General features: G+C 58.9%; 18 protein-coding genes and 2 pseudogenes. 15 read left to right on the top strand and 5 right to left on the bottom strand.

The window, feature by feature from the left end:
* Positions 1-37 precede the first annotated feature (37 nt).
* Positions 38-1078: an Ldh family oxidoreductase gene (locus H8F23_RS15950; protein WP_194934981.1), complete on the bottom strand. Its 1041-nt coding sequence runs from the start codon at positions 1076-1078 to the stop codon at positions 38-40.
* Positions 1079-1306: 228 nt separating this feature from the next.
* Between H8F23_RS15950 and H8F23_RS15945 the strand changes: the two genes are divergently transcribed.
* Positions 1307-6172: a dermonecrotic toxin domain-containing protein gene (locus H8F23_RS15945; protein ID WP_194934980.1), complete on the top strand. Its 4866-nt coding sequence runs from the start codon at positions 1307-1309 to the stop codon at positions 6170-6172.
* Between the two features lie 58 nt (positions 6173-6230).
* On the opposite strand, the gene H8F23_RS15940 is transcribed toward H8F23_RS15945, so the two are convergent.
* Complete coding sequence (locus tag H8F23_RS15940; RefSeq protein ID WP_194934979.1) at positions 6231-6500, bottom strand: PepSY domain-containing protein; 270 nt, start codon at positions 6498-6500, stop codon at positions 6231-6233.
* A 152-nt stretch (positions 6501-6652) separates the two neighbouring features.
* Between H8F23_RS15940 and H8F23_RS15935 the strand changes: the two genes are divergently transcribed.
* Complete coding sequence (locus H8F23_RS15935) at positions 6653-7654, top strand: FecR family protein (RefSeq protein ID WP_194934978.1); 1002 nt, start codon at positions 6653-6655, stop codon at positions 7652-7654.
* 56 nt (positions 7655-7710) lie between these two features.
* On the opposite strand, the gene pvdQ is transcribed toward H8F23_RS15935, so the two are convergent.
* The gene (gene pvdQ, locus H8F23_RS15930) at positions 7711-10056 is read right to left on the bottom strand and encodes a bifunctional acylase PvdQ (RefSeq protein WP_194934977.1); all 2346 of its coding nucleotides are present in this window, start codon (positions 10054-10056) and stop codon (positions 7711-7713) included.
* Between the two features lie 796 nt (positions 10057-10852).
* On the opposite strand from pvdQ, the gene H8F23_RS15925 reads away from it, so the two are divergent.
* Positions 10853-11230, top strand: a complete 378-nt coding sequence (locus tag H8F23_RS15925; protein ID WP_093432884.1) for a fe2+ zn2+ uptake regulation protein — start codon at positions 10853-10855, stop codon at positions 11228-11230.
* Positions 11231-11248: 18 nt separating this feature from the next.
* Here H8F23_RS15925 and H8F23_RS15920 read toward each other — a convergent pair whose 3' ends face one another.
* On the bottom strand, positions 11249-11437 hold the full coding sequence (locus H8F23_RS15920) for a hypothetical protein (RefSeq protein ID WP_038363103.1): 189 nt from the start codon (positions 11435-11437) through the stop codon (positions 11249-11251).
* A 158-nt stretch (positions 11438-11595) separates the two neighbouring features.
* Here H8F23_RS15920 and H8F23_RS15915 point away from each other — a divergent pair, with 158 nt between their 5' ends.
* The 6 genes from H8F23_RS15915 (at position 11596) to H8F23_RS15890 (ending at position 19044) form a co-directional block, all read left to right on the top strand.
* Entirely contained in the window at positions 11596-11736 is a 141-nt protein-coding gene (locus H8F23_RS15915) for a hypothetical protein (RefSeq protein WP_007918111.1), read from the top strand.
* A 274-nt stretch (positions 11737-12010) separates the two neighbouring features.
* Positions 12011-13258, top strand: a complete 1248-nt coding sequence (locus H8F23_RS15910) for an MFS transporter (RefSeq protein ID WP_194934976.1) — start codon at positions 12011-12013, stop codon at positions 13256-13258.
* A gap of 11 nt (positions 13259-13269) precedes the next feature.
* On the top strand, positions 13270-14400 hold the full coding sequence (locus H8F23_RS15905) for a LuxE/PaaK family acyltransferase (protein WP_194934975.1): 1131 nt from the start codon (positions 13270-13272) through the stop codon (positions 14398-14400).
* Between the two features lies 1 nt (position 14401).
* Complete coding sequence (locus H8F23_RS15900) at positions 14402-16798, top strand: acyl-CoA reductase (protein ID WP_194934974.1); 2397 nt, start codon at positions 14402-14404, stop codon at positions 16796-16798.
* Between the two features lie 42 nt (positions 16799-16840).
* Positions 16841-18142 carry a phenylacetate--CoA ligase family protein gene (locus tag H8F23_RS15895; protein ID WP_194934973.1) on the top strand — a complete coding sequence of 434 codons (1302 nt, stop codon included), beginning with the start codon at positions 16841-16843 and terminating at the stop codon, positions 18140-18142.
* Complete coding sequence (locus H8F23_RS15890) at positions 18130-19044, top strand: GNAT family N-acetyltransferase (RefSeq protein WP_194934972.1); 915 nt, start codon at positions 18130-18132, stop codon at positions 19042-19044. The genes H8F23_RS15895 and H8F23_RS15890 overlap by 13 nt, the downstream gene beginning before the upstream one ends.
* Positions 19045-19113: 69 nt before the next feature.
* On the opposite strand, the gene H8F23_RS15885 is transcribed toward H8F23_RS15890, so the two are convergent.
* Positions 19114-19641 carry a hypothetical protein gene (locus tag H8F23_RS15885; RefSeq protein ID WP_194934971.1) on the bottom strand — a complete coding sequence of 176 codons (528 nt, stop codon included), beginning with the start codon at positions 19639-19641 and terminating at the stop codon, positions 19114-19116.
* Between the two features lie 378 nt (positions 19642-20019).
* Here H8F23_RS15885 and H8F23_RS29320 point away from each other — a divergent pair.
* The 6 genes and pseudogenes from H8F23_RS29320 to H8F23_RS15860 all read left to right on the top strand — a co-directional run.
* A pseudogene (locus H8F23_RS29320) lies at positions 20020-21150 on the top strand (HAMP domain-containing protein); the annotation flags it as partial.
* Positions 21151-21483: 333 nt separating this feature from the next.
* Positions 21484-22011: pseudogene (locus tag H8F23_RS29315) on the top strand (methyl-accepting chemotaxis protein); the annotation flags it as partial.
* Between the two features lie 315 nt (positions 22012-22326).
* On the top strand, positions 22327-22773 hold the full coding sequence (locus tag H8F23_RS15875) for a DUF411 domain-containing protein (RefSeq protein ID WP_007918132.1): 447 nt from the start codon (positions 22327-22329) through the stop codon (positions 22771-22773).
* A complete protein-coding gene (locus H8F23_RS15870) occupies positions 22773-23207 on the top strand; it encodes a YqaA family protein (RefSeq protein WP_194935169.1) in 435 nt (144 codons plus the stop codon). Before H8F23_RS15875 ends, H8F23_RS15870 begins: the two co-directional genes overlap by 1 nt.
* A gap of 87 nt (positions 23208-23294) precedes the next feature.
* The gene (locus tag H8F23_RS15865; RefSeq protein ID WP_194934969.1) at positions 23295-24344 is read left to right on the top strand and encodes an alpha/beta fold hydrolase; all 1050 of its coding nucleotides are present in this window, start codon (positions 23295-23297) and stop codon (positions 24342-24344) included.
* A gap of 13 nt (positions 24345-24357) precedes the next feature.
* On the top strand, positions 24358-25311 hold the full coding sequence (locus tag H8F23_RS15860; RefSeq protein WP_194934968.1) for a D-2-hydroxyacid dehydrogenase family protein: 954 nt from the start codon (positions 24358-24360) through the stop codon (positions 25309-25311).
* The last annotated feature ends 214 nt before the right edge of the window (positions 25312-25525 follow it).

Genomic DNA, 25525 nt, shown 5'->3' with positions numbered 1-25525 from the left:
GGGGAGAGGGCTAGGGTGAGGGGCTTTTGGCCTTTGATCACGCCCCCGCCAGTTCACGCAACTGCGCCAGCGTCTGTGCATCCAGCACAATGCCCTCAGCCAGCGACTTGCTGCGCTGCCAATGCCTGCGATCGCCCGGCAACCGCTTGAGGCCGACACTGTGCATCTGCCGCACCAGTTCACCACTGCGCTCGGCAAAACTCTGCCCGGCGGCTTTGCTTGGGTCGATGACGATCAACAATTGCCCGGTCCACGGCGTCTTCGCCCCGGGATGATTGGCCCAATCGAACTCGAAAGAAAAATTCCCTCCCGTTAATGCCGCTGCCAGCAGCTCAACCATCATCGACAGCGCCGAACCTTTATGCCCACCGAACGGCAGCAACGCCCCGCCCTCGAGAATCGCCTTGGGATCCTGAGTCGGCTGACCAAGGCTGTCCACGCCCATTCCGGCGGGCAACCGCTCGCCTTTGCGCGCAGCGATCTGCACGTCGCCATGGGCGATTGCGCTGGTGGCCAGGTCGAAGACAATTGGCGCGGCGCCGACCCGTGGCGCGGCGAACGCAATCGGATTGGTGCCGAACAGCGGCCGGTCGGCGCCATGCGGCACCACGCAGGTCATGCTGTTGACCACGCTCAGTGCCACCAGCCCTTCGTCGGCGAAGGGCTCGACGTCCGGCCACAGCGCGGCGAAGTGATGCGAGTTGCGAATCGCCAACACGGCAATCCCGGCGCTACGCGCCTTCTCCACCAGCAACGGCCGGGCGGCGGCCAGTGCCGGTTGGGCGAAACCGTTGCCAGCATCGACACGGACAAATCCCGAGGCAACATCTTCCACTTGCGGCACCGCGTGGCCGTTGACCCAGCCGCTGTTCAAGGTCGAGACATACCCGGGAATGCGGAACACGCCGTGGCTGTGGGCACCGTCGCGCTCGGCGCCGGCGCAGTTGGCGGCCAGCACTTGCGCGACTTCGGCGGAGGTGCCGTGGCGCAGAAAAATCGTTTCAAGCAGTTGCGTCAGCGCTTCGAGTGACAACGAGGACGAGACGGCAGAGGACACATGATCGTGTGGCGCAGACATCTGAAGCTCCAGAATGATTATTGGAGGGAACAACAGCGTACGGACGACTTGCCCGCCGATTAACCATGCCACAGCTGTCGGCTGTCAACCCTTGTATTGGCGATGACGGGCGTTGGCTCGTGGCACATTTCAACTCGACGTGTGCGGTAACTATGTACCGCCTGCAAAGCGACCTGCGTACCTACTCTTGAACTCCCCGCCCACGGCGCCCCTTTCAGAGTTCCAATGATGTCCAGCCTCCTGCTATTCCCCGAGATACTCAAATCCCCGGGCCGGCATGCCAGCCTGGGTCGGACCCACGGCCTCAACAGCAAAGATTTCAGCTGGCTCGCGCATGTGCAACTGGCGACCCACGCCCTGCGCAGCGAACAAACCCCGCCCATGCTGGCCGAACGCATACTGCTAAACGCCGACAAGCAACTCGCCGTCCCCCTGCCCGGCAGTTTTGTACTCAGCGCCGGGCCGGATGACAGTGGCGTGTTCTTGTACACCCCTTACGACGGTCTGAAAAAGTACAACGATGAAGAAGCGCTGACAGATGCCCTGCAGACACGCCTCGACAACGCTGACGAAACGGATGATCTGTTGGCCTTTCTCAGTGTTTCACTGCGCAAGGAACTGGTAGAGAAACGCGGCATTACCCTCACCCGCGAAACCATCGAAGGCGATGTCTTTGATGATCAAAGCGCCACGATCCGCCAGTCTCAGGACACCTGCGCCCGCGATCTGCTGGATGAACTCAAACGCCTGCCTTCACTGACCACTTTGCTGGAAAGGGTTCTTGATGAACTGCTCGAACCTCACTTTGCCGGTTTGCAGCAGTCGCGCACCCGGGTCAGTTTTTTCGCCGACACCGACCCGCGCTCCGGGGATATCAGGCAATGGGTCGATTCGCTGTCGCTGAGTGAAGCGTTACTGCTGTACTTCCGCCGTCAAGGCTGGCCATGTGGTCAGACCGCTGAATTTTCCCATCCATCCCGCTCAAGCCGGGAGGCTGACCAGATCGCGTGGGCGCAAGCGATCAAGACCGCGTCGGGAAAACTGACCATGCTGTTGTTTCGACAGCTCGAGGCCTACTGGAATGCTGCCTCACTCGAAGGGTCACCCAGACGCGCATTCTTCAGCCAGACACTGCAGGATCAGATGCGTGCGGATTTGATGATCAAGCGCGAAACGGAAATCATCTCCGCCGCCGAGTTCAACGCTTTGCACTGCTTGATTCGGGAGCCGAATGTCGCTTTCCGGCGACCCAACTTCGAAACCGTGTGTTTGCGCGAGGAGACCGCCTATGTCGAGTTGGCCGGCTCGTTGATGATCAACCATGACAAGGCCTATCTCTACACCCCCACTCAAGGCTTGCAGGTCCTCACCAACTACGCCGATCTGAAACAGGCATTGACCGCCAAACTCAATGCCGCCGGACATGAAGACGAGCTATACGGCCTCCTGAGTCTGGAAGAACGTAATCGCTATCTTGGCTTCGCCAACGCCCAGGTGTCCGGTGAAAACATCGGCGGCGAGATCATTACGACGTTGTTTGAGGCAATCCTCACCAAACAACGCCAGAACGTTGAATACGCCTTGCAGCTCTTTCGCCAAAGCGAACGCACGACTGACATCCATGCACTTTACGACAAGGCGCTGGATGTCCGTGCAATGATTCACGAGCGCCTGCTTGAGCTTGACGTCAACGAACGCTGGAGCACCCGTCCGTTGTTTTCCAGTGCTCCGCCCTCGTCACTCGTGCAGGCCGACAAGGCAGCGCAGTTGGCGACAACGCTGGAACGCACCCTGACGAATCTCACCAGCCACTTTAAAGACCAGCCGACCGCGAGCAGCGCTGAACAACGAGCCTTTCTCGAAGGTATTCGATGGAAACTGGCGCAGGCTTTCGAGGATGGGGTGCGTGCTGAAGCACAGATGAGAAACCTCAGCGGATCCTGGCTGACGGCCGAACTGAACATAGTCAAGACTGTGTTCGACGCAAAACACCCCACACGTATGGATCGCCAGTCCCTCAACGGCTTCCGGCCGGATGCATGGGCGCTCACCCTCACCCGCACCGGCCAAAGTGAGGTAATGTCGCTTGCCCACTGCGTCCTGCTGACCGAACGCGGAGGCCTGGACGTCGAGCATTCCGGGCGCGCCATCTTGTGGACACCGGCCATCGGCCTGGAATCGTTCGACGACATCGCCATTGCGCAAAAACAAATGCAACGACGGCTCGACGACAACAACCAGAATCAGATGCTGCTGGAAAACCTGCCACCGAAGCAACGCCAACTCGATCAACAATACACTCTGGGCACCTTCCAACTGATTGAAGGCAATGTATTGAACGATCGCATGCAATCGGCCATTGAACATTTCCTCGACCATTGCCAGGTGTTGCGTGTTTGCATAAAGGACACAGACGCACTCGCAAACTTCCTGAGTCAGATGAAAAATACCGTCATCGATACCAACTTGCGCCGTGCCATTGAACTCGCGCGGACCATTGTCAGTCGGCTCGACTACCCAGACTGGTTGCGCATGGCCCCGGTCGCCGAACAACGCACGCAACTCGCCTTGTTGGATGAACTGCGGCGCAGCTTTATCGATGGCAAGGATTTTCTCGAAGGCATCCCTGCTTTAACCACTCATGTCGAGGAGACGCTGAAGACCCTGCTCGACGCCAGATTCCCGAACAATGGGCTCAAGCCACAGGATATCCAGATCACCCCGAATCTGACGCTGGCCGGCCCGGCCTGCAATCTGCTCGATTTTGCCTTGCATCACTACAACATCGTGCAGGGCACCGGTTTCAAGGTCGCCTCGAAAACAAGCACCGCGTTACCCAAGAACCTCAATCAGTCTGCCGTGCAGCAACTGCTGCAATCCCTCGATATCACCACCACCTACACGCAGAAAGTGACCGAAGCGCTGTCAGCTGACAGTGACTCGGCACGCATCAGCAAAACACGTTATATACGTCAGGTGCCCTGGCAGCTGATGCAGCACGCGCACTCTTTGAAGTTGCAGCAACAACTGTCGGAAAACGGCTATGACTATATTTGCCAGGTTCTGGACATGCCGGACGGGGTGGCGCGTGCCACGGTTCAGGACGCCCACGCCATTGTTTGCCCGCTGTCATTGAACAAGACCACGGGCGCCGCGTTCGTCGACGCCCTCGGACTTTATGTGATCGGGCCGGGCGCGGGGGAAACAGGCCCGCAGGTGCTCTACGCGCCTTACTCCAAATACGTTTTTCGCGAATTCGACAATGAAGCGCAGTTGATTGATGCGTTGAATACCCCTGGGCATTTCCAGGACTTGATCATTCGACGCTTGCCATCAGGGCAACAGGCAGGCTTCAAGCATCTCCTGAAAACAACGATCGGCAAACCTACGGAAATCAAGCTGCAAAGCACTGCCATAAACGGCAATTTTCTGGAGCGATTGCACAAGGACACGCTCAGCCTGTTGCCGCATTTGCTCAGCTGCCAGCCGCAGATCAATGCGCAATCCGACTGGGAAGCGGCGAAGTATCTATTCAGTCCCGGTGTTCGCCTGGTTCCCCATCTGTTGCCGGGAAAACTCGCCTCACCGTTTTTTCTCTGGAAGAGTTACAAGGAATTCAAAGAGTCCGCCGAAGGTTTGCAGGAACATCATTGGGCGAACGCGCTGAAAAGCTTCATCGCAGGAGCGATCTCGCTGTTCAGTCTGGGTCGCTTATCCTGGGAAACAGAAGCGGAAGAGGAAACAGCCGAATTTGCCACTGAAGCGCAGACGCCTGGATCGACGCCTGCCGAAAGCGGCGGAACCACAACGGTAAAAGCCGCCGCTCGCTGGGCAAAAGTCGCCCCCGTTACGGCCTCTCGCATTAATCTGCAACGCTTTGAAACCACTACCGCTCTGGAGAAACTGAAGCTTGAGGCCAATAAACTCGTTTATGGGGATTCGTCGACGGCACAAAAATACGCGGCGATCGCCGGCAAGGTCTATCCAGTGCTCTTGTCTGAAAAAACCTGGTTTCTGCAAGTAAAAGGCGAGGGCCAAGGGCTGGCGCTTGAACAAAAGAACTCAAGACTTGTGATTGCCAGCGCCGACAAATCCGCTCAACGCTGCCGGTCAAAGCAACGCAACCGGTTGCAAACCGAAGTCGAGCGCAGCCGTTCAATACTCATGTACATCCAGGCCAAAGGGATGGCACAAATCAACCGCCGCTCTCCCGCCAGAGCCTTTGTGATTCAGCAAGCTGTCAGCAGGGCAAGAAACTACGCGCTCAATTGTCTGCATAACTTCGTCATACATCGCGACAACCTGGGTGGCACTCGAATGGAAACGGTACTCAGGCATTTTTTCGAAGTGTCGCAAGTCACCCCCATGCTGCTCAGGAAGATCGAAAAGGTGGTCATCCCCCTATGTCGCGAGTTGACTGATCCTAAAGATGATTTGCTCTATACCGAGCGCTTTTTCGCTGGTCTGAATGCGCGGTATGGCGACGATACGGTGGCCTTTGTCTTCAAGGAAGACAGGCGAAAAGTAGTCCATTTCACCGAGCTTTTTTTTAATCCGGGGCTGGATGCCTACACCGCGTTTCTGCCACCCAGGTTCAATGTTGACTCTCACGCTCGCGCGGTGACGCTGATCCATGAACTTTCGCATTTAGTCTGCGATAGCGAAGATTTTGTTTCCGTAGAGGCGATGGCGCCATATCCCCATCTGATCGACACATCAAACGCGGATGGACAGATTCTAAAAGCTGATATTGATCGCCTGCGCAATTCCTTGTCACGCTCCACCCCACCTTCCCAGTTGTTCGCGGAGAAAAGTAAGTCTGGAGTGTGGGTGGATATCGATCAATTTCCAGAACGCGCCAATGATTACAAAAAGATTCTCAGTCTGACGAAAACCAAAAACCTTGCAGAGGCACGCAGAGCCTTTCGCAGTGCGGTCTCTGATGAAGCACGCATTGAAGTGATATTGGCCAACGCCGATTCGATCGCATTGCTCATCAGTGAAATGGGTAGAGAACTGGATCCGCCTCCGGCCCCCATACCCTTACCGGCGATCCCTTCAAGCAAGACAGGATCCTTGCCTGCCGTGCCTTGATAGCTAAAAAAACGCCGGCTGGAAGCCGGCGCATTTTTACAACAAGCAATCGGGTTGATTAATCCTTCTGGTCGCGCAAAATATTGCCCGATGCGCCGTCGATGCGGAACTCGTAAACCACGCCGTCAGCCTTGCGTCCCTCTCCTTTCCAGTAGCCGTCGTTGTCGGCTTCGATCTCATAGACTTCGACGTAACCGGCCTTGGTCTTGACGATCTCGATGGCTTTTTCGACGGTGACCCAGCCAGCGCCGGGGCGATCGGCCAACGCTGCGCCAGCACTGAGCAAACCGGCCGTGGCGATCAACGCTGCGAATGTCTTCTTGATCATTTGTTTTCTCCATTTGTGGATAGTGGTCTTGGTCGTCCTGCTTTTTGGGTGTCTGAGGGAAAAATAAGTTCCACTTTGATGGGTAAATGCCATGACGGTTGTTCTCGGTCACTTCCCGACAAGGTTAGAATGGGCGAAATCAGGACGAGTCAATGACCCAAGACACTCTCTCGGAAGCCGAATACGATGCGATCACCGATGCCGCCGCGCATTGGTGCATGCGGGTGCACGCCGATGACTGCACGGACGAAGAACGTCGCGCATTCAAGCAATGGCACGACGCTCATCCCCTGCATGCATTCGAGTACGAGGCCATGCTGGAAATCTGGGAGGTGGCCGAACATTTGCCACGCCCGCAATCCGTTCCGGTCATGCCGGCCCGTCAGGCACCGCGCTCGTGGCGTCAACTCGCCGTAGCGGCCGGCGTCTGTGCGCTCGCCCTGCCGCTGGCGGCTTACACCGGCTGGAATCTGGGCTGGCTGCCCAACAGCTATCAGCATTTCGCCGCTACCGATACTGTCCGCCAGGTCACGCTGAGTGACGGCAGCCAACTCGAACTGAACCTGAACACTGATCTGACCTTCAGCAATTACAAGGACGAACGCCGCGTCACCCTGAAAAAAGGTGAAGCGTTCTTTACGGTCAGCCACGACATGGCCCACCCGTTTGTCGTCCGTGCAGGCGAAGGCAAGATTCGCGTCACAGGGACGCGTTTCAATGTCTGGATGTATCAGGACCAAGTGCGTGTGAACCTGATCGAAGGTTCGGTGCTGGTCACCAGCAATCGCTCGTTGCCGGGCGATGGTTTGCGCCTCGGCCCGTCGATGCAGGCGCGCTACAAACAGGGCGATTATATGCCCCAGATCAGCCAGACCTACCCTGGTGACACCTCGCTGGCCTGGCGCAATGGCAAACTGGTGCTGGATAACCTCGCGTTGAGCGAAGCGCTGCCACTGATCAACCGCTATCTGAGCAATCCATTGGAGCTGGCGGACAACAGCACCGGTACGATTCGCGTGGGTGGCATCTACAACATCAAAGAGCTGAATAATCTCGCCAACAGCCTGCCCAAGGCGCTGCCGGTCTACCTCACCCGTAACAAGGAAGGTAACCCGGTGATCAACTCGATACCGCAACAACCGCCGAAAAGCTGAAGGCCGCACCCCTTGCAGGATGCGGCCCTCTGGCTCAACGCAATTGACGCTCGGGTTTACTGAGAGGCGACCTTCCCCGCTTTGTCCAGTGTCTGGCGCACAGTCTGCACCTGATACTGCGGGTCAGCCTGAATCTGCTGTTCGGTAAACGGCAGGACACTCCACTGTTTCTTCGAGAACGCCTCGGTCTGATCCCGCGAATACTTCGACGCCGGATCGCTCGACAGCGAGAACGCCAGCAGCCCTTGGGCGTGTGGGCCCTTTTCGTCGAAGGTCACGACTTGCAGGTAGCTGGTGCCGCTGACCACTTCGAGTTTGCCGTCTTCACGCGGCACGCTCTGGATAGCGTTGTAGATGCCCAGCGTGCCCGGCCCACCGTGAATTGGCGTCTGTTGCCCGCCGCTGCTGACGACCTGGATATCCCCCCAGCGGGTCTGCGGCTTGAGGCCCATTTTTGTGCTCGACTCGACCGATGCCAACATGGCCTCACGCAGTGCCTTGGCCACGGTTGGCTGCTCGACCGCCAGACCGCGCGGCGTGTGTTGCGCATCTTCGGGATCGAACGCGACACGCCAGACATCCGGCGAAGCCTGCAAGGCCTGCATGATGTTGTGGAAATGCATCAAGCCCATACCCGAATCAAGATTGGCGCGGCCATCCCATGCCTTGAGGCTGGTGCAAACCGGCTTCAGCGCGGGCGCATCGACACCGAGGTCAGAAGCACAGAACTTCAACAGATCCGGCACCACCTGAGTCGCCAGGTACACCTGATCGTCCATCACCATCTGCTGCAGATCCTTCACCGCCAGCGGGCCTTTTTTACTCAGCGTGCTTAAGCGATCCAGAGCAAACCGGGAGCGCAAGCCCAGCGGTTGGCCGTCCTGACTGATCAGCGGCGAGAACCCGGTCAGCGGTTGCGCCGGGTTGGCCAGCCACGCCGAGTCGTTGGAGTGCTGAACGAAGTCCTTGCGCAGCAATTGCGGCAATTGGCTGGAAGCATAAATACCCTGCTGCGCCGCTTGCGGATCAATGTCCCATGCGCACGCGCTGTTGGAGCCATCCAGCACGATCATCTGCGTGCCGATACGCGGATCACTGCACTTGGCCAGTTTCTCGGCATTGACGTTCGGCACCACCGACAGGTTCATGTACAGCGTCTGGCCCTTGTCATCCACGGCCAAGGTGTTGACCCACGGAATGCCCTGAATCTTGTGTACCGAATTCTGCAGTTCCTGAAGCGTGGACGCCTGATTCATCGCGTACCACTGGTTCAGCACCCGATCATTGTCGATATTGGCATCGCGCAGGCTGTAGGCGAACTGATTGTCCCAGTCGAGCTTGCCCGGCCATTGCACGATCGGCCCGAATTGCGAGCTGTAGACATCACGCGAAACCGGCACGACCTGCCCATCAGCCTGTTTCACCTGCACGGTCACGGTCTGCTTGTTCAGCGGCAAGGATTGGCCATCGAGCATATAGCGTGTGGAATCCTTTGGATCGAGTTGCAGACGATACAAGGTGAAGTGTTTCGACGAATCGACCGTGTGCGTCCACGCCAGATGCTGATTGAAGCCGATATTGATCATCGGCAAGCCTGGCAAGGCAGCGCCCATGACGTCGAGCTTGCCGGGGATAGTCAGATGCATTTGATAGAAGCGCATGCCACCGACCCACGGAAAATGCGGGTTGGCGAGCAGCATCCCACGCCCGTTGAACGAGCGCTCGCTACCCACCGCGACAGCGTTACTGCCACGGTCCAGAGCGAAGCGTTGCTGACGCGCATCGGCCAACTGATAGGCCTGCACATCGTGTTCGATCGCGGCGCTCGCCTGCGGCGGCGTCGCCCCCGCCAACGCCTCGGCGAACTGCCCGACGCCACCCTCGACCAGCAGACGGCGAGTCAGCTTCACCAGATCTTGCGGTGCAATCTCACGCACCCACTCGCCCTGACATTGTTGCGGCAAGCCTTGCTGCCGACGCTCGCCCAGATAGCGGTTGTAGCCCGCGGCATAGCCTTCGACCAGATCACGCACCTGCGCAGGTTGCGCCTGCCAGAACGCATCGACCGCTTGCGGCGTGTTGAGCCAGGTAAAGAACACATCGCTGACACGGTTTTCACGCTGCTCGACGGTGAACTGGTCCGGGCCGAAGTAGCGTGAACGCTGACCATTGACCGTCACGATCTCGTTGGCCAGTAGACAGAGGTTGTCCTGCGCATAGGCATACCCGATGCCGAAACCAAGCCCGCGCTCGTCCTGCGCACGAATATGCGGCACACCAAAAGCGGTACGGCGAATATCGGCGCTGACATCCGTGGCCGGGCTGAACGCATGGGCCGAACAACTCAACCCAAAAAACACGCCGGCCAAAGTCAGTCCGGTTAACTGTCTGGAAATAATCACGCTCGCTCCTGATCGACATGCCAAAGAGCGAAACCGGCGCTGGCACGACTCCGCTCTGGAAACACCCACGCGTCCACGCGCAATGAGCCTGTCGAAGAAACGAAGTCAGCGGAAAAAATTTAGGCTCTCCACGCAATCCCCCGAAGCAGAATCAAAAGCCCCTCACCCTAGCCCTCTCCCAGAGGGAGAAGGAACTGACCGAGGTGATTGCCAGAGCTACGCCGACGTGCACACTGAGTCGAACTCAGGTTCCGAAAAGCTCCACATCATCTAAAGCCATACACCCGCTTCTCACCACTCAACAGGATGAGCGTTAGCTCGGCTGCAGCTCTTGATCTTGCCGTGCTGGCCCCTTCGGCAGGCTGAGTGGAGGGATTGATCCGGGGGTGGGAGCGCAGCGACCGTTTGGCGAAGCCAAACACAGCGAGAGGAGGTGCAGCGAAGCAAACCGTAGGCGCTGCGCCCGGATCGATCCCGGAGCGAAGGAACCCCGAGCCCCAGCGAGCGGGCCGAACGCCGGGGCCCAGCGTTTTGGTTACTTTTGGGCGTCTGCAAAAGTGACCCGCTGTAAGAGCGGAACCGCCAGCCGCAACCCCCAAAAAAACGGATATACACCCAAAACCCAAAGAACCTGGTCGGCCCAAAGGCCGCCAAGGCCAACCCGCAATCACAAGGAAAAGACAAATCCCCGACAAAATTTCTACATTTTTTCTTTCATGATTTGTCGTGCTGATACGTCTTGTTCTAGAGAGCGCAAAAAAACCACCCCGATCAGACTCTGAAAAGGAGTAATCGCATGTACAACTCGCAACTACCAACGGACGGTAGCCAGGCACCCAAAGGAGTTTCCATGAGCCCTCACGCGAGCGATTTCGGGCAACGCGTCGAGCGTCACGGTAACGAACGCATCCGCTTGCTGCTGAAAAGTTTCGGGCTGCGCACCAGCCTGATTCGTCTGAAAGTCATCGACGCCTTGCTGGTCGCCGCACAAAGCGAACGGCGCCTGGGCGTTCGCGGTGTCCACAGCCAATTGCTCGACCTCGATATTCCGCTGTCCTTCCTCAGTGTGCGCGAAGTGCTCAAGCGCCTGTGCGCCGAAGGTGTGATCACCTTCAATGACGACAAGAGCTACAGCCTGCATCCACAGGCTGCAGCTGTCCTCAACCACGATTGAAGCGTGCAGCCATCGCCGTCAAGGCTTGACCTTGCGGCGCATCACGCCGTTGATCACCACCACGATCACCGCCACACCGATGGCGACGAACTGAAAGGTCTTCTCCGAAATCATGCCGGCATTTTGCAGCCAGGACAGGCCGAGCATGATGGCCAGGACCGACACGGCGATCAGAATCGAATAAATCAAGCGTTGCTTGTGGGTCATTGCGGCTTCCTGAAACTTTGAAATGTATCCGGTTTGTATCCGTTTGCATGCCATGCACTTACCGTTCTACGGGGATGCGCCGCTGCAATCGGGGTCTCATGTTACAGCCGATGAAGAGTTTTGGCTTCATGACGGCGTAACCATGAGGAATTTTCAAAATGCTGCGTCGAATCACCTGGCTGATTCCCGTTCTTGCCCTGCTGACCCTGAGTGGCTGCATCATCTTCCCCCACGGCGGCTGGCATGACGATCACCACCGTTACTACCAGGGTGGCCCTGGTTATTACCAACATCGCTAGAACAGGATTGTTCGCCCTGCCCGCTTGCCAATGAACAGACCGTGGCAGGAAATCAACAAGTCCGATCAACTTCAAACAAAGCCCGCCCCGTTGCGGGCTTTTTTGTTTTTGCCAAATGCTTCTATAAATCGCTCTAACTCGTGCTCTGCACAAAACCCGATCACTAAATAAGTTGCAAGCATTTGAAATCTAATGTCGCAGCAAAACAATAGGCCGGGCGCACCTCTGCAACTAGTCTCTGGCAACTTCCTTTCACTCACTAACAGGAACGTTTATGCAGAGAACTCTTATACAGATCCAGCCGCAAAAAGCGCTCGGATTTTGTTTGGTGATCAGCGCGTTTGAACTTCTGACGTATATGGCCAGCGACTTGATCATGCCTGCGATGTTAAGCGTTACCACCGAACTTGATGCCGATGTGCGGCACGTACCGAACGCTTTCAATCTTTATCTGCTTGGCGGTGTCTGCCTGCAATGGCTGATTGGCCCGCTGTCCGATCAATGGGGTCGAAGGCGGGTATTGTTGATCGGCTGCGCGTTATTTGCGGTCGCCTGCGCGGGGGCATACAGCACCGAAAGCATTGAAGCCTTCAATCTACTGCGACTGCTGCAGGGCATGGGCCTGGGTTTTGTTGTGGCGGTCAGTTATCCGGCCCTCCAGGAAGTGTTCTGTGAAGCCGATGCGGTGCGTTTGATGGCGGTGCTCGGCAATATCGCCCTGCTTTCCCCCTTGATGGGGCCGCTGCTGGGCATTCTGCTGTTGCAATGGCTGTCGTGGCGCGAAGTGTTTCTGGGCCTGGGCCTTGCCGCGTCTATGGTCTGGCTGGGCCTATTCGCATGGATGCCGGAAACGGTTGGCGTCGCCCGTCGAGACGGACAGATGCAACCTGCCGTGCGCTTTTCCTGGGAGCAAACCTGCCGACGTTACCGCGCCCTGTTGGGTAATTGCCGATTCCTCGCCGCCAGCCTGGCGCTGGGGCTGATGAGCCTGCCGCTGATCGCCTGGATCGGCCTGGCGCCGTTGCTGCTGATCGAGTTGCTCGGGCTGACGCCGCTTGAATATGGCGTCTGGCAAATCCCGATTTTCTCTGCGGTGATTGCCGGCAATCTGATCCTTGACCGGTTGCTGATCACGCACACCTTGCCGCAACTGATCCGCTTGGCGCTCTGGCCTTTCTGCCTGGGGCTTCTGGCCCTGATCGTCTGCGCACTGGCTGGCGCCGGACTCGGGCCGGTGGTCGCCAGTCTGGCGTTGTACGCAGTCGGATTGGGCATGAGCAATGCCGCGCTGTATCGATTGGCGCTGTTTGCCAGTGATGACAGTAAAGGTCTGGTATCGGCACTGGTCGGGATGATTTCGATTGCCGTGATGGGCCTCGGTGGCTTGCTGATTGCTGCCATCGGCGGTGGCGCAAGGCTCGAGCTTTTCGCGCTTTGCGCCGCTTTCAGTGGACTGATGTGCCTCCCACTGTTGCAGGGTTTGTTGCAACGCACCCCTCCCGACTCCGCCTCTGCTCAGTAAAGGAATATTGAATGCATCACTTCCCCGCCAGCGATGCGCTTTGCGCGTTGCCACACCCCTATTGCCCGGATTCCGTGCCGGTGGGCCTGTTCGATCAGGCCATGACCGAGATCAGTCGGTTTCATTGCCGGCACACCCCCGGCTACGCCCATTGGCTGAACGCCAACGGCCTCGACGAACAGGACCTGGACAACGTTGATGACTGGTCCCGTCTGCCGCCGATCCTGGCCAACTTTTTCAAACAGCAATTGCTGCTCAGCCCGACCGGGGAGCACGCGCTGGAACTGACATCGTCCGGCACCAGCGGCCAGAAAAGCCGCATGCGCTATGACTCGCGCAGCCTTGCGGGCGCTCAGTTCATGGTCGAGCGGATCTTCAGCCATTACGGCTGGCACTCACCAGATACGCCGTGCAATTACCTGCTGCTGAGCTACGAACCGCAGGGTGCGATCACCTTGGGAACGTCGTATACCGACCAGTTCCTGTGCCACTTCGCCCCTGTCAATCGCGTCGCCTACGCGTTGCGCAGTAACGGCGACGGCCATCAATTCGATGTGTTCGGCGTCATCACGGCCCTGCAATCGTTCGCCGCAGAAGGCCTGCCCGTGCGCATTTTCGGTTTCCCGGCGTTCCTTTGGCAGACCTTGCAACACATGCAGGCCACAGGCGTGCCCGAGCTGAAACTGCCGGCAGGTTCGCTGGCATTTTTTGGCGGCGGCTGGAAAACCCGGGCCAGCGAGGAAATCCCCAAACAGCAATTGTATGGACGCATCGCCCGGCAACTGGGCATCGAAACCGCACGATGCCGCGACGGTTACGGTGCGGTCGAGCACGCCGTGCCCTACATCGAATGTGCCCGGCATCATTTTCATGTGCCGGTTTACGCCAAGGCGTACGTGCGCAATCCGCAGGATTTTTCCATCCAGCCCTACGGCCAGCAAGGCTTGCTGGGATTCGTCTCGCCCTACATTTCGTCCAGCCCGGCGCATGCGGTGGTGATGAGCGATCTGGCGACGCTGCACCCTGGCTCAAGTTGCGGCTGCGGCCTTACTAGCGACTGGTTCGAACTGCATGGCCGTGCGGGCACCACCGCCGGCAGGAGCTGCGCGATGGCCGCCTCCGAATTATTGGGGAGGCACTGACATGTACCTGCTCAACGGAGAGCTTTTCGCCGAAATCGACCTCGACAACGCACTGGCGCAACTGCATCAGACCTTGCCGCACCACCTCGGCACACCGCTGGATAGCGCCGTCGTTCTGACCGCCGCGGGCAACTTTGCGCAGCATCTGCACAGCGCCGAACTGCCGCTGGATGACGAACAACGCCTGGCGCTGATTGACTTCTGTCAGCCTCACGCCCTGCAAACCAAACTTGAACGCGAACTGGGTGATCAGGCCGATTCGTTGCGGCGCGTTGATTATCAGCAATCGCGCTTTGAGCGCTGGAGCCCCTTGGGCCTGGTGGTTCACGTCACCCCGGCCAACGCGCCGCTGCTGGCCTGCTGCGCCATGCTCGAAAGCCTGCTGGCCGGCAACCTCAACTGGCTACGCCCCAGCCGCAGCGACCAAGGCCTGACCGCACGCCTGCTGCATGCATTGGTGCAATGCGACCCCAGCGCTCAACTGCGCCACTACGTCGCGGTGTTACCCGTAGCGACGGAGCAGATCGGCCGCTTGTGCAAAATGGCCAATGGCGTATCGGCGTGGGGAGGCGAAACCGCGCTGCAAGCCATCCGCCAACAGTTGCCACCCGGATGCCGCTGGATCGACTGGGGACACCGCATCAGTTTCGCCTACCTGACGCCAGACGCGGCCTCGCCACCAGCACTGGACGCGATTGTCGATGAAGTCTGTCGACTGGACCAACAGGCTTGCTCCAGCCCGCAATGGTTGCTGGTCGACAGCGACGATCCCGCCGTTGTGCAAGGCATCGGCAGCGCCTTGGCCGAGGCGTTCGAGCGTCGCGTCGGGCAATGGCCGGCGCTGACTCCGACGGTTCAGGAAGCCAGCGAGATCACCAGCCACACCCTGATGGCGCGTCTGAGCCAGAGCTTTTCCGATAACACCGGGCAGGTCTGCCGCGCGCCGGGCTGGCGGGTGATCTGGAGCCATGATCAGTCGCTGGCGCCTTCGCCGCTGTTTCGCACGTTGCTGCTCAAACCACTGCCACGGGCGCGACTGACGCAAACGCTGCTGCCTTGGCGCAACGTGTTACAGAGTTGCGCGCTGGTCTGCGGTGAGGCGCAGATCAATGAACTCGCACGCACATTGATTGCAGCGGGCGTCAGTCGAATTACGCCGATCAATGCGATCCATGACGGCTACGACGGCGAGCCCCACGACGGCGTTTACGCACTGCAACGCCTGAGCCGCCGCGTGTCGGTCAGCCTCGCGCCAACGCAGTTGCCCACCCACATGAACCTCGACCAGCCACCTTGCGCACTGACACTGACAGGTCTGCCGATCACCGACAAAACAGCGTTTATCGCGCGACCGACGACAGCGGCGGCGCAGCTGTTTTTCCGCTCCGGCGGCAGCAGCGGCACACCGGCGCTGTCGGGCTTCAGTTACCGCGATTTTCAACGGCAAATGCGCGCGACGGCCGATGGGTTGTACGCGGCGGGTCTTGATCCGCGCCGCGACAAGGTGATGAACCTGTTCTTCAGTGGCGGCTTGTACGGCGGCTTCTTCAGTTTTGCCAAAGTCCTGGAATTGCTCGGTGCGACGCACCTGCCCATGGGGGCGCCGGCCGACGATAATTACCGCGATATTGCGCAAGTGATCATCGAGCAGCGCGTGACCGTGCTGATCGGCATGCCCAGCACCCTGCATCGACTGTTCCTCAACGAGGGGGCGCGCCTGAGTCGTTATGGGGCGATTGAAAAGGTTTTCCTCGGCGGAGAGCACATCAGCGATCAGTGCCGCGAATTACTGCATCGCTGCGGCGTCACCAGTATCCGCTCAGCGGTGTACGGCAGTGTCGATGCGGGGCCATTCGGGCATGCCTGCGCCGCCACGGGCGACGGCGTGTTCCATTTGATGGACGCTATCCAGCAGCTGGAAATCGTCGCACTGGAGCAGGACAAGCCGGTCGTTGACGCTGAAGTCGGCCGTTTGCTGTTCACCTCCAAAGCACGTGAAGGCCAACAGGTGCAGCGCTATGAAGTCGGCGACACCGGCCGCTGGCTGCCCGGCGACTGCCCGTGCGGGCTGAGTTCGCCACGTTTCGAATTGCTGCAACGACACGGCCGACTGCTGCGCATCGGCAGCGACTTCATTTGTCTGAACGAACTCGCCCGGCACCTGCAAACGCCGTTTCAGTTACACCTCGATCACGCACCCGATGGCCTGGAGCGCCTGCTGATTCACAGCCCTGGCGAACCCGCAGACATTCTCTGCCGACTTGAGGGCTACGCGACGCTGGCGACACTCGTGCGCACCGGGCTTCTCACCGTGCAGGCGCAAACCCGCGAGCCGCAACAGTTCGACAGAAACAAACACAGCGGAAAGATACCGCCAGTAATCGACTCGCGCCGTTAACAGCGATCGTCAGCCATGTCCAAAACAATTAACGAGAGCACCATGAATACAACAACAGAACTTGGCAAGTTGTTCACTTTTGCCCGCGAACATTCAGCGTATTACGCCAAACACTTGCAAAACGTTGCGCCGCAGACAAACACCCTGGATGAACTTCCGGTGATTGTTCCACAACAATACTGGGCAAGTAGCGAGCACCTGGAACAATGGCCGGTACTGACTTCACCAGTCGAACGCGCCCTGGTATTCAAGACTGGTGGAACAATCAGCGCCGGTAAACTTTCAGTATTTACCCGCGAAGAATGGCAGACACTTGTGCGGGACTTCGGCAGCCATCTCGCTGGTCAACTCAATCCCGGCGACCGGGTGGCGAACCTGTTTTTCGTCGGCGACCTGTATGCCAGTTTCATTTTTATCCATGACGCCCTGGCGCACGAACCGGCGGGTGTTACCGAATACCCTTTTACCGGCGACGTCGACCCTGCGGTGCTGGCCGACTCGATCCGCCAACACCGGATCAATGTGCTGGCCGGCGTGCCCGCGCAATTGCTGGCGTTCGCCGGCGTGCTGGAGCGCCAGGCGCGAACCCTGGCCGAAGTGGAAACAATCCTTTACGGCGGCGAAAGCCTGTTCACCGGACAATTGCAGGCGTTGCACCGGGTGTTTCCCAATGCGCGGATTGCCTCGATCGGTTACGCCAGTGTCGATGCCGGTTTCATCGGCGCCGCAAGCCGCGATTGCGCACTCGGCGAGCATCGGATGCTGGCCAGCCACAGCGTGCTGGAAATCGTCGATGAACACACCGGTGAAGTGATCGAAGAATGCGACCGAACCGGACGACTGCTGATCACCAACCTCACCCGCCGACTGATGCCGCTGATCCGCTACCCCGTGGGTGATCTCGCTTGCTGGCGAGAGCCGGCTACCGCGTCGATGCGCAAGTTCGCCTTGATGGGCCGCAGCGCCAGCAGTCAGCGGGTGCGCGTGAGCAGCCTGACTCTGTTGATCGAAGACATTGCCGCAATCGTCGCACGCATCACTGCCAGCGACGACTGGCAACTGGTCATCAGCCAATCGGCCAACGTCGATATCGTGTGCCTGAAATGGCTACCCGACACGCTGACGGCCGAGACCGCTGACGCCAACACGACCTTGCAGCGCGCACTGATCGAGCAATACCCGCTGATCAAGCAACTCTGCGCTGAGCGCTTGATCGAGTTGCAGATTACCCATTGCACACCCGATGAACTCGCTCGCCATCCGCGTTCCGGCAAGCGCCAACGCGTTGTCGATCTGCGTGTCTACGCCACGCCCGGACCGGAGCACCGTCCATGGACAACTTGACGCTGCGCAGTTATCGCCGTTCCGACGCCAGGGCCATCAGTCATCTGTTTCGGGAAATCTATGGTGACCACTACGTGCAGCCGCACGTGTATTTGCCGTTGATGATCAATCAGAACCATGGCGAGGGTCGCTGGCATTCGCTGGTGGCGGAATCCGGAAAAAAAATCCTCGGCCACGCCACGTTGTGCAGAAACGCGGGATCGCCTACGGCGGAACTGGCGCTGAGCGTGGTCCATCCGTCTACACGCGGGCAGAACATCGCAACGCAGTTGGGCATGCGGCTGTTGATCCATGCCCAGGCACTCGGTTGCCACGGCGTGACCATCAAACAGGTGACGCAGCATCTCTACACCCAACGCATGGCTGACCGACTCGGTTTTTGCAGCACCGGGTTGTTGCTCGACTACGTCCCCTCACCGTTTGGCGAGCCACTGCCGGAGTCCATCGTCATCGGCTATACCCCCGTCGAAGGCTATCGCCGTCCGCTCCCGGCATTGTCCTGGCCGCAAAGCTGTCACGATTTCATGGTGCATTTGTGCGGCGTATACGGAACACAAGACAAAGAAGCGCGTTGGGTGGGAGAACCGATGCAGGTTGAACAATGCTCAGGGCGTTATGACGTGGTGCTGAAAAAACTCGACGCCGGCTTGCTTCAACAGCTAAGACGACTGCCCGAACACTGGATGATCTCGATCAGGCTCAGGCTGGCAACGGGCTTCGTCAATGCCGTGGATAGCCTGTCGGCAATGGGCTTCGTCTTCACCGGGATTGCCCCGAATGAACGGGGCGCTGGATGGTTGGCGTTGTTTCATCGGGGCTATCACGCGCGATCGCTGGAGTTGCGCTGCCCACACCTGCAACGACTGCATGATCAGGCTCAACAACGCGTCGCAGCACACTGAAACGAGGCGTTGCCAGGTTCTTGCACATCAATCAGCCCGTTCAAGCGTTGAGCGGGCTAACGGTCAGCCTCAAGCTTTGGCTTTGACACCTTCATCGACCGGTTTCGCGGCGTTGCCTTCACCGTAGGTCTTGAGGTTCTGCAGGACATAGATCGCTTTCTTGAACTCTGGAATCAGGCTCTTGCCGTAAGCGTTGCCATTGAGGCCATTGTTCTGGATCGCATCGAGCTGAGTCGCGAAATACTCCAGGGCGTTGAATTTGGCATCGATATCTTTGGTCACGCCAAAACGGTCGAACTTGTCGCCCGCGTTTTTCAACGTGAAGGACGTGATCTCGGAGATCAGCCCGCGGCTACGCAGCATCTCGCTCAGATTGCCCAATTGTTTGACTGAAACGTTCGCTGGATCGAAACCCTTGATCGCCTTGCGCAAACCCTGCTTGTCCATTTCAGCGGTATTCAGCGCGTTGGGATCATTACCGACCATCGTCAGCATCTGCTGCACCTTGACGCTCTGGGACACTTGTTTCTTTGCGCCGGTGTCGCGCACCAGTAGTCCAGCCTTGGCCTGCCAGCCGCCGACAATACCGATCGTCATGAAAAGACTCCCTGTTAAATGACCTGAAATATCCGAGTGAACGGCATTAATGGTCGCGAGTATCGGCGGGCGAACTGATGGCACCAACCTCTTTCTGCACTTTTTTACAATTCTTGTACATTCTCGATACAAAAGCCCAATGGCCCGGGTTCAATGACCCGAAGCTGTCACGACAAGGTAACGAAAATCGCTTTTTCGCTTATTGACGCGCGCTGATCAGCACCTGTGTATCGATCTCGATACCGGCCGGTCATCGGTATCGCTGCTATTTAGGACGCGAGTACCTAAAGCTTCCGGGCACCACGACGATACGCTAGGGATACCCGCGCTGTTTTATCCCTGCCCCTAATAAGAAACGCTGCTCAAGGACCGGTCTCCATGCCCGCATTCCGCACTATTCAGGCTCGCTACACGCTGTTTCTGGTTCTGTTCATCCTGCTGTTGTCGGTGTTGACCGTGGTCGGCATCAGCCAACTGGTTGCCCCCAAGCTGCGTCACACCGAAGAACAGGTGGTACTCAACCGCATCGCCGAAGTCGCCGAGCAGATTCAGGGCGAGTTGAACAAAGTGCAGGCGCAACAGCGCAGCATCACCCAGACCATCCCGCTGCTCGACAGCGCCGCCATCGACGCGGTGCTGCCAGGTCTGGTCGATCAGTACGGCGAGCTGAAAGTATTCGGCGGCGGGATCTGGCCTCTGCCGGGACAACGTGAAGCCGGGCGCAACAAATTCAGTACGTTCTGGCACCGCGACGCCTCGGGCAAACTCGCCGTCAACACGTTCTGGAACAGCGACGCGGCGCCCAACTACTACGACCAGAGCTGGTACAAGGGCGGCATGGCCACACCGCGCGGTCAATGCGCCTGGGCGGCGGCCTATAAAGATGACGCCAGCGCCGAGCCGCGCACCAACTGCGCCATGGCCATCCAGAAAAACGGCAGTGCCTGGGGCGTGTCGACCATCGACGTCACCCTCGGCTTCTTCAACGATCTGGTGGCGCGCAAGGAAAAAGATCTCAACGCTGAGATGCTGATCGTTGAAGCCGACGGCAAGGTCATTAGTAACAGCTCGCGCATCAGCGGCCCGATCGTGCTGAAGAACATCAGCGAACTGGCCGGCACGTCGACCTTCGCCAGCCAGGTCAAAGCCGGGTTGCAGAACCGCGATCAAGCGCAGCGCATCGAATTCGATAACAACGGTGAAGCCAGCACTTTCTTCATGCGTCCTGTCGAAGGCACGCCGTGGTTCCTCGCCACGGCGCTGCCGACGAAAATGCTCACCGCCCAGCGCGATGACGTCCTCAGCACCTTGAGCCTGTTGCAGATTCCGCTGGTGATCCTGCTGGTGCTGTTGCAGGTCTACGCGATTCGTCAGTTGGTGCAACGCATGAAAGCCTTGAAAGCCAACATCGATTTGCTCTCCAGCGGCGATGCCGACCTGACCCGGCGCATCACCATTCGCGCCGAAGATGAACTCGGCGCCATCGGCCACTCGGTGAACACCTTTATTGCCTACCTGCAAAACATGATCGGTGAAGTCACCCAGGCCACCGGCGCCATGGCTTCCAGCCTGGATAACCTGCAACGCACCTCGGCGCACACCAGCCAGATTCTGTTGCGTCATGCTTCGGAAACCGATCAGACCGTTACCGCCATCACCGAAATGAGCTCGACGGCAGAAAGCGTTGCGCAGAACGCCGCCGAAACCGCCGCGTTTACCCAGCGCGCCAATGAAAATGCCGACCGTTCGCGGGTGGTGGTGGGCGAAGCAACCAACAGCGTGGTCGCGTTGATCGATGAAGTGGCCAGCGCTACACACAAAGTTGAAAACATGCAGCAGGACGCCCAGCGCATCACCGAAATTCTCGGGGTGATCGGCGCGATTGCCGGGCAGACCAACCTGTTGGCGCTCAACGCTGCCATCGAAGCAGCACGCGCCGGTGAACAGGGCCGTGGTTTTGCCGTGGTTGCCGATGAAGTGCGTGCCCTCGCCGCGCGCACCCAGGCCAGCACCTCGGAAATCAACGAGATGTTGACGCGTCTGACTCAGGGCGTCAGCTCGTCGGTCAGCGCCATGGAAAACACCCAGGCCAGTTGTCAGTCCGCCGCCGACGCGACCGCACGGGTCAACTCCGGTCTGGACGAAATGGCCGGCTCGGTCAGCCACATCAACAGCCTCAGCACGCAGATCGCCACCGCCGCCGAGCAGCAAAGCGCCGTGACCGAAGAGATCAACCGCAGCATGGTGCAGATCCGCCACATGGTCGATGAGCTGGTGCAGAGTGGCAAAGCCAGCGAACTCAACACTCACCAGTTGCTCGAAGCCAACAGCCGGGTGAGCGCGATCATGGGGCGCTTCAAAGTCCGCTGATTCATGCAGGAATTTCTGCAAACCAGATAACCCCTGTGGGAGCGAGCCTGCTCGCAAAAGCGTCCTTTCAGTCACTGCATCCAGTGCCTGACACACTGCCTTCGCGAGCAGGCTCGCTCCCACAAGGTTCGACGGTGTTCACACAATTGCCACCTGACAACTTTGTCATCTCGCGCTCAGCAACCTGTCAGCCTTGATCTACGATCATCCTGCCAGCCCGTCTCGCAACAACTGGAAACATTGCGTTGATGCCAGGCGGCAAAAACCGGTCAAAATGCGTTCTTTTCTGATCGTCACCCGAGCCGAGAATCCGCTATGCGTACCCACCTGCGTCTGGTCGCCCTGAGCGCCCTGTTCATTTCCTCCCTGGCGCAAGCCGCCGATCTGATCCCCATCGAAGTCCATCGTGACGCCAATTGCGGCTGCTGCAAAAAATGGATCAGCCACCTCGAAGCCAATGGCTTCAAAGTCGAAGATCACGTCGAAAGCGACATGAGCAGCTTCAAGCAGCAACATGGCGTACCACCGCGTCTGGCCTCGTGCCACACCGCGATCATCAACGGCAAATTCGTCGAAGGCCATGTGCCCGCGGAACAGGTTCTGGCCCTGAGCAAGCGTGACGATCTGCTCGGCGTCGCCGCACCGGGCATGCCGATGGGCTCGCCGGGCATGGAAATGGACGGCATGAGCGATGCTTATCAGGTTATCGGCCTGAAGAAGAATGGCGCTGACGTCGTCGTGGCGGACTACCCGGCCCATTGATCACCGCGGCGTACGGCGGCCTGTTTCTCGCCGCTTTCGGCGCGGCGACCTTGTTGCCGCTGCAATCCGAGGCGTTACTGGTCGGCCTGATCGTCAGCGAGCGTTACTGGCTGTGGGGGCTGCTGGCGGTGGCGACGCTGGGCAACGTACTCGGCTCGCTGGTCAACTGGTGGCTGGGGCGTGGGATCGAGCGCTTTCAGGATCGGCGCTGGTTTCCGGTCAGCGCCGCGCACATGGCCAGGGCGCGCAAACACTATGAGCGCTACGGTCACTGGTCGTTGCTGCTGAGCTGGTTGCCGATCATTGGCGACCCACTGACGCTGATTGCCGGCGTGATGCGCGAACCGCTAGGGCGCTTTCTGTTGATCGTCACCCTGGCCAAAGGTGCCCGTTACGGCGTGCTGGCCCTGCTGACGCTGGGGTGGCTGGGTTGAACGTTCAGGCGCGGGCATTGCCTGTGTTTAACGTCGGCGTAATCCGCTCGTTCCAGCATCGGCCGATTTCAAACGGAGTTTGACCTTATGTCTGTCATGTTTTCCCGTTGGCTGCCTGGCCTGTTTCTTTGCGCCGCCCTGCCCCTGTCGGCGCAGGCTGCGACGCCAAGCGAAGCAACGCCGGAAGGCCCGGCCTATGGCCCGGAACTGCAAGGCTTCGATTATCCCTACACCCTTAAACACTTTGCCTTTCAGTCCCAGGGCAAATCCCTGCAGATGGGTTACATGGACGTCGCCGCTCACGGCAAGGCCAACGGCCGCACTGTGGTGCTGATGCACGGCAAGAATTTTTGCGCAGCCACCTGGGACAGTTCGATCAAGGCGTTGAGCGAGTCCGGTTACCGGGTGATCGCACCGGACCAGATCGGCTTCTGCACCTCCAGCAAACCCGACAACTACCAATACAGCTTTCAGCAACTGGCGACCAACACCCAGCAGTTGCTCAAAGCGCTGGGCATTCAAAAAGCCACGCTGCTCGGTCATTCCACCGGCGGCATGCTCGCCACGCGTTATGCCTTGCTGTTCCCCGAGCAGGTCGAGCAACTGGCGCTGGTCAACCCGATCGGCCTGGAAGACTGGAAAGCCCTCGGCGTGCCGTATCGCACCGTGGATCAGTGGTATCAGCGTGAGCTGAAAGTCAGCGCCCAAGGCATCCGTGATTACGAACGCACCACCTATTACGACGGCCGCTGGAAACCGGAATTCGACCGTTGGGTGGACATGCTCGCCGGACTGAGCAAAGGCCCGGGCAAGACTCAGGTCGCATGGAACTCAGCGCTGATCTACGACATGATTTTCACCCAGCCGGTGTATTACGAGTTCAAGGACCTGAAGATGCCGACCCTGCTGCTGATCGGCACCTCCGACACTACGGCCATCGGCAAGGACCTCGCGCCGCCTGAGGTGAAAGCGAAAATCGGCCATTACGACGTGCTCGGCAAACAAGTGGCCAAGCTGATCCCGCGGTCGACGCTGGTGGAATTTCCCGGCATGGGCCACGCCCCCCAAATGGAAGAGCCGGCGCAGTTCCACAAGGCCTTGCTCGGCTGGCTGAATACAACCAATCCCGTTCGTTGATGAGGTAAGGCTGATGGCGGTGCAGATTGCAGTGATCGATGACTGGCAGGACGTGGCCCGCGACGTGGTCGACTGGTCGGTGCTCGATGGCCTCGGTGAGGTGACGTTCGAACACGATTACCCGGCGGACAATGCCACACTGGCCGAGCGACTGGGCCGCTATCAGGTGATCTGCGTGATGCGCGAGCGCACGCGCTTCGATGAGGATTTGCTCAAGCGCTTGCCTCATCTGAAGTTGCTGGTCACCGGCGGCATGCGCAACGCAGCGCTGGATATGCAAGCGGCCGCCAGGCTGGGGATCAAGGTTTGCGGCACCGACAGTTACAAGCATGCCGCGCCGGAGTTGACCTGGGCGCTGATCATGGCGGCCACGCGCAATCTGGTGAATGAAGCGAATGCCCTTCGCGCCGGCCATTGGCAGCAAGGGCTGGGCGGCGATCTGCATGGCAAGACCCTCGGGATTTTGGGTCTTGGCAGCATCGGCCAGCGCGTCGCGCAGTTTGGCCAGGTGTTCGGCATGCGGGTGATTGCCTGGAGCGAAAACCTCACCGCCGAACGCGCTGAACAGGCTGGCGTGACGTACGTGAGCAAGCAGGAACTGTTCGAGCAGGCGGACGTATTGTCGGTGCATCTGGTACTCAGCGAGCGCAGTCGCGGGCTGGTCGATGCGCAGGCACTGGGCTGGATGAAACCGACGGCCCTGCTGGTCAACACCGCCCGCGGGCCGATTGTCGATGAGGCGGCGCTGATCAAGGCGTTGCAGAAACAGCAGATCGCCGGGGCAGCGCTGGACGTGTTCGAACAGGAACCGCTGCCCGCGATGCACCCGTTTCGCACACTGGACAATGTGCTCGCGACCCCACATGTCGGGTATGTCAGCCGGCAGAATTATGAGCAGTTCTTTTCGCAGATGATCGAGGATATTCAGGCTTGGTCGGCTGGGGAGCCGATTCGCCTGCTGAACTGACCCTTTCTGCAAATAGAGGGTGAAGTCACTATTGCTATCGCGAGCAGGCTCACTCCTACAGGTGGAACGCATTTCAAATGTAGGAGTGAGCCTGCTCGCGATAGCGACATAACAGTCACCCCATCAACAAACTGCCCGCACCACAACAGTGCAACCGCCCTCCTCGCTAGCACAAAATCGTGACCACCCAGTCACCGTTTTGGCCCTCCCTTGC

This window comes from Pseudomonas neuropathica, from assembly GCF_015461835.1.
GTDB classification, from domain to species: domain Bacteria; phylum Pseudomonadota; class Gammaproteobacteria; order Pseudomonadales; family Pseudomonadaceae; genus Aquipseudomonas; species Aquipseudomonas neuropathica.
Note: the sequence above shows the minus strand (reverse complement) of the source record. Positions and strands in the feature narration are given on the sequence as shown.

Coding starts and splice junctions, on each gene's coding strand:
- H8F23_RS15875 (WP_007918132.1), top strand. CDS start 22,327: ATGCGTACCCACCTGCGTCTGGTCGCCCTGAGCGCCCTGTTCATTTCC.
- H8F23_RS15860 (WP_194934968.1), top strand. CDS start 24,358: ATGGCGGTGCAGATTGCAGTGATCGATGACTGGCAGGACGTGGCCCGC.
- H8F23_RS15885 (WP_194934971.1), bottom strand. CDS start 19,641: ATGACGATCGGTATTGTCGGCGGCTGGCAGGCCAAGGCTGGACTACTG.
- H8F23_RS15905 (WP_194934975.1), top strand. CDS start 13,270: ATGCATCACTTCCCCGCCAGCGATGCGCTTTGCGCGTTGCCACACCCC.
- H8F23_RS15950 (WP_194934981.1), bottom strand. CDS start 1,078: ATGTCTGCGCCACACGATCATGTGTCCTCTGCCGTCTCGTCCTCGTTG.
- H8F23_RS15865 (WP_194934969.1), top strand. CDS start 23,295: ATGTCTGTCATGTTTTCCCGTTGGCTGCCTGGCCTGTTTCTTTGCGCC.
- H8F23_RS15920 (WP_038363103.1), bottom strand. CDS start 11,437: ATGACCCACAAGCAACGCTTGATTTATTCGATTCTGATCGCCGTGTCG.
- H8F23_RS15940 (WP_194934979.1), bottom strand. CDS start 6,500: ATGATCAAGAAGACATTCGCAGCGTTGATCGCCACGGCCGGTTTGCTC.
- H8F23_RS15935 (WP_194934978.1), top strand. CDS start 6,653: ATGACCCAAGACACTCTCTCGGAAGCCGAATACGATGCGATCACCGAT.
- H8F23_RS15895 (WP_194934973.1), top strand. CDS start 16,841: ATGAATACAACAACAGAACTTGGCAAGTTGTTCACTTTTGCCCGCGAA.
- H8F23_RS15925 (WP_093432884.1), top strand. CDS start 10,853: ATGTACAACTCGCAACTACCAACGGACGGTAGCCAGGCACCCAAAGGA.
- H8F23_RS15910 (WP_194934976.1), top strand. CDS start 12,011: ATGCAGAGAACTCTTATACAGATCCAGCCGCAAAAAGCGCTCGGATTT.
- H8F23_RS15900 (WP_194934974.1), top strand. CDS start 14,402: ATGTACCTGCTCAACGGAGAGCTTTTCGCCGAAATCGACCTCGACAAC.
- H8F23_RS15945 (WP_194934980.1), top strand. CDS start 1,307: ATGTCCAGCCTCCTGCTATTCCCCGAGATACTCAAATCCCCGGGCCGG.
- H8F23_RS15890 (WP_194934972.1), top strand. CDS start 18,130: ATGGACAACTTGACGCTGCGCAGTTATCGCCGTTCCGACGCCAGGGCC.
- H8F23_RS15915 (WP_007918111.1), top strand. CDS start 11,596: ATGCTGCGTCGAATCACCTGGCTGATTCCCGTTCTTGCCCTGCTGACC.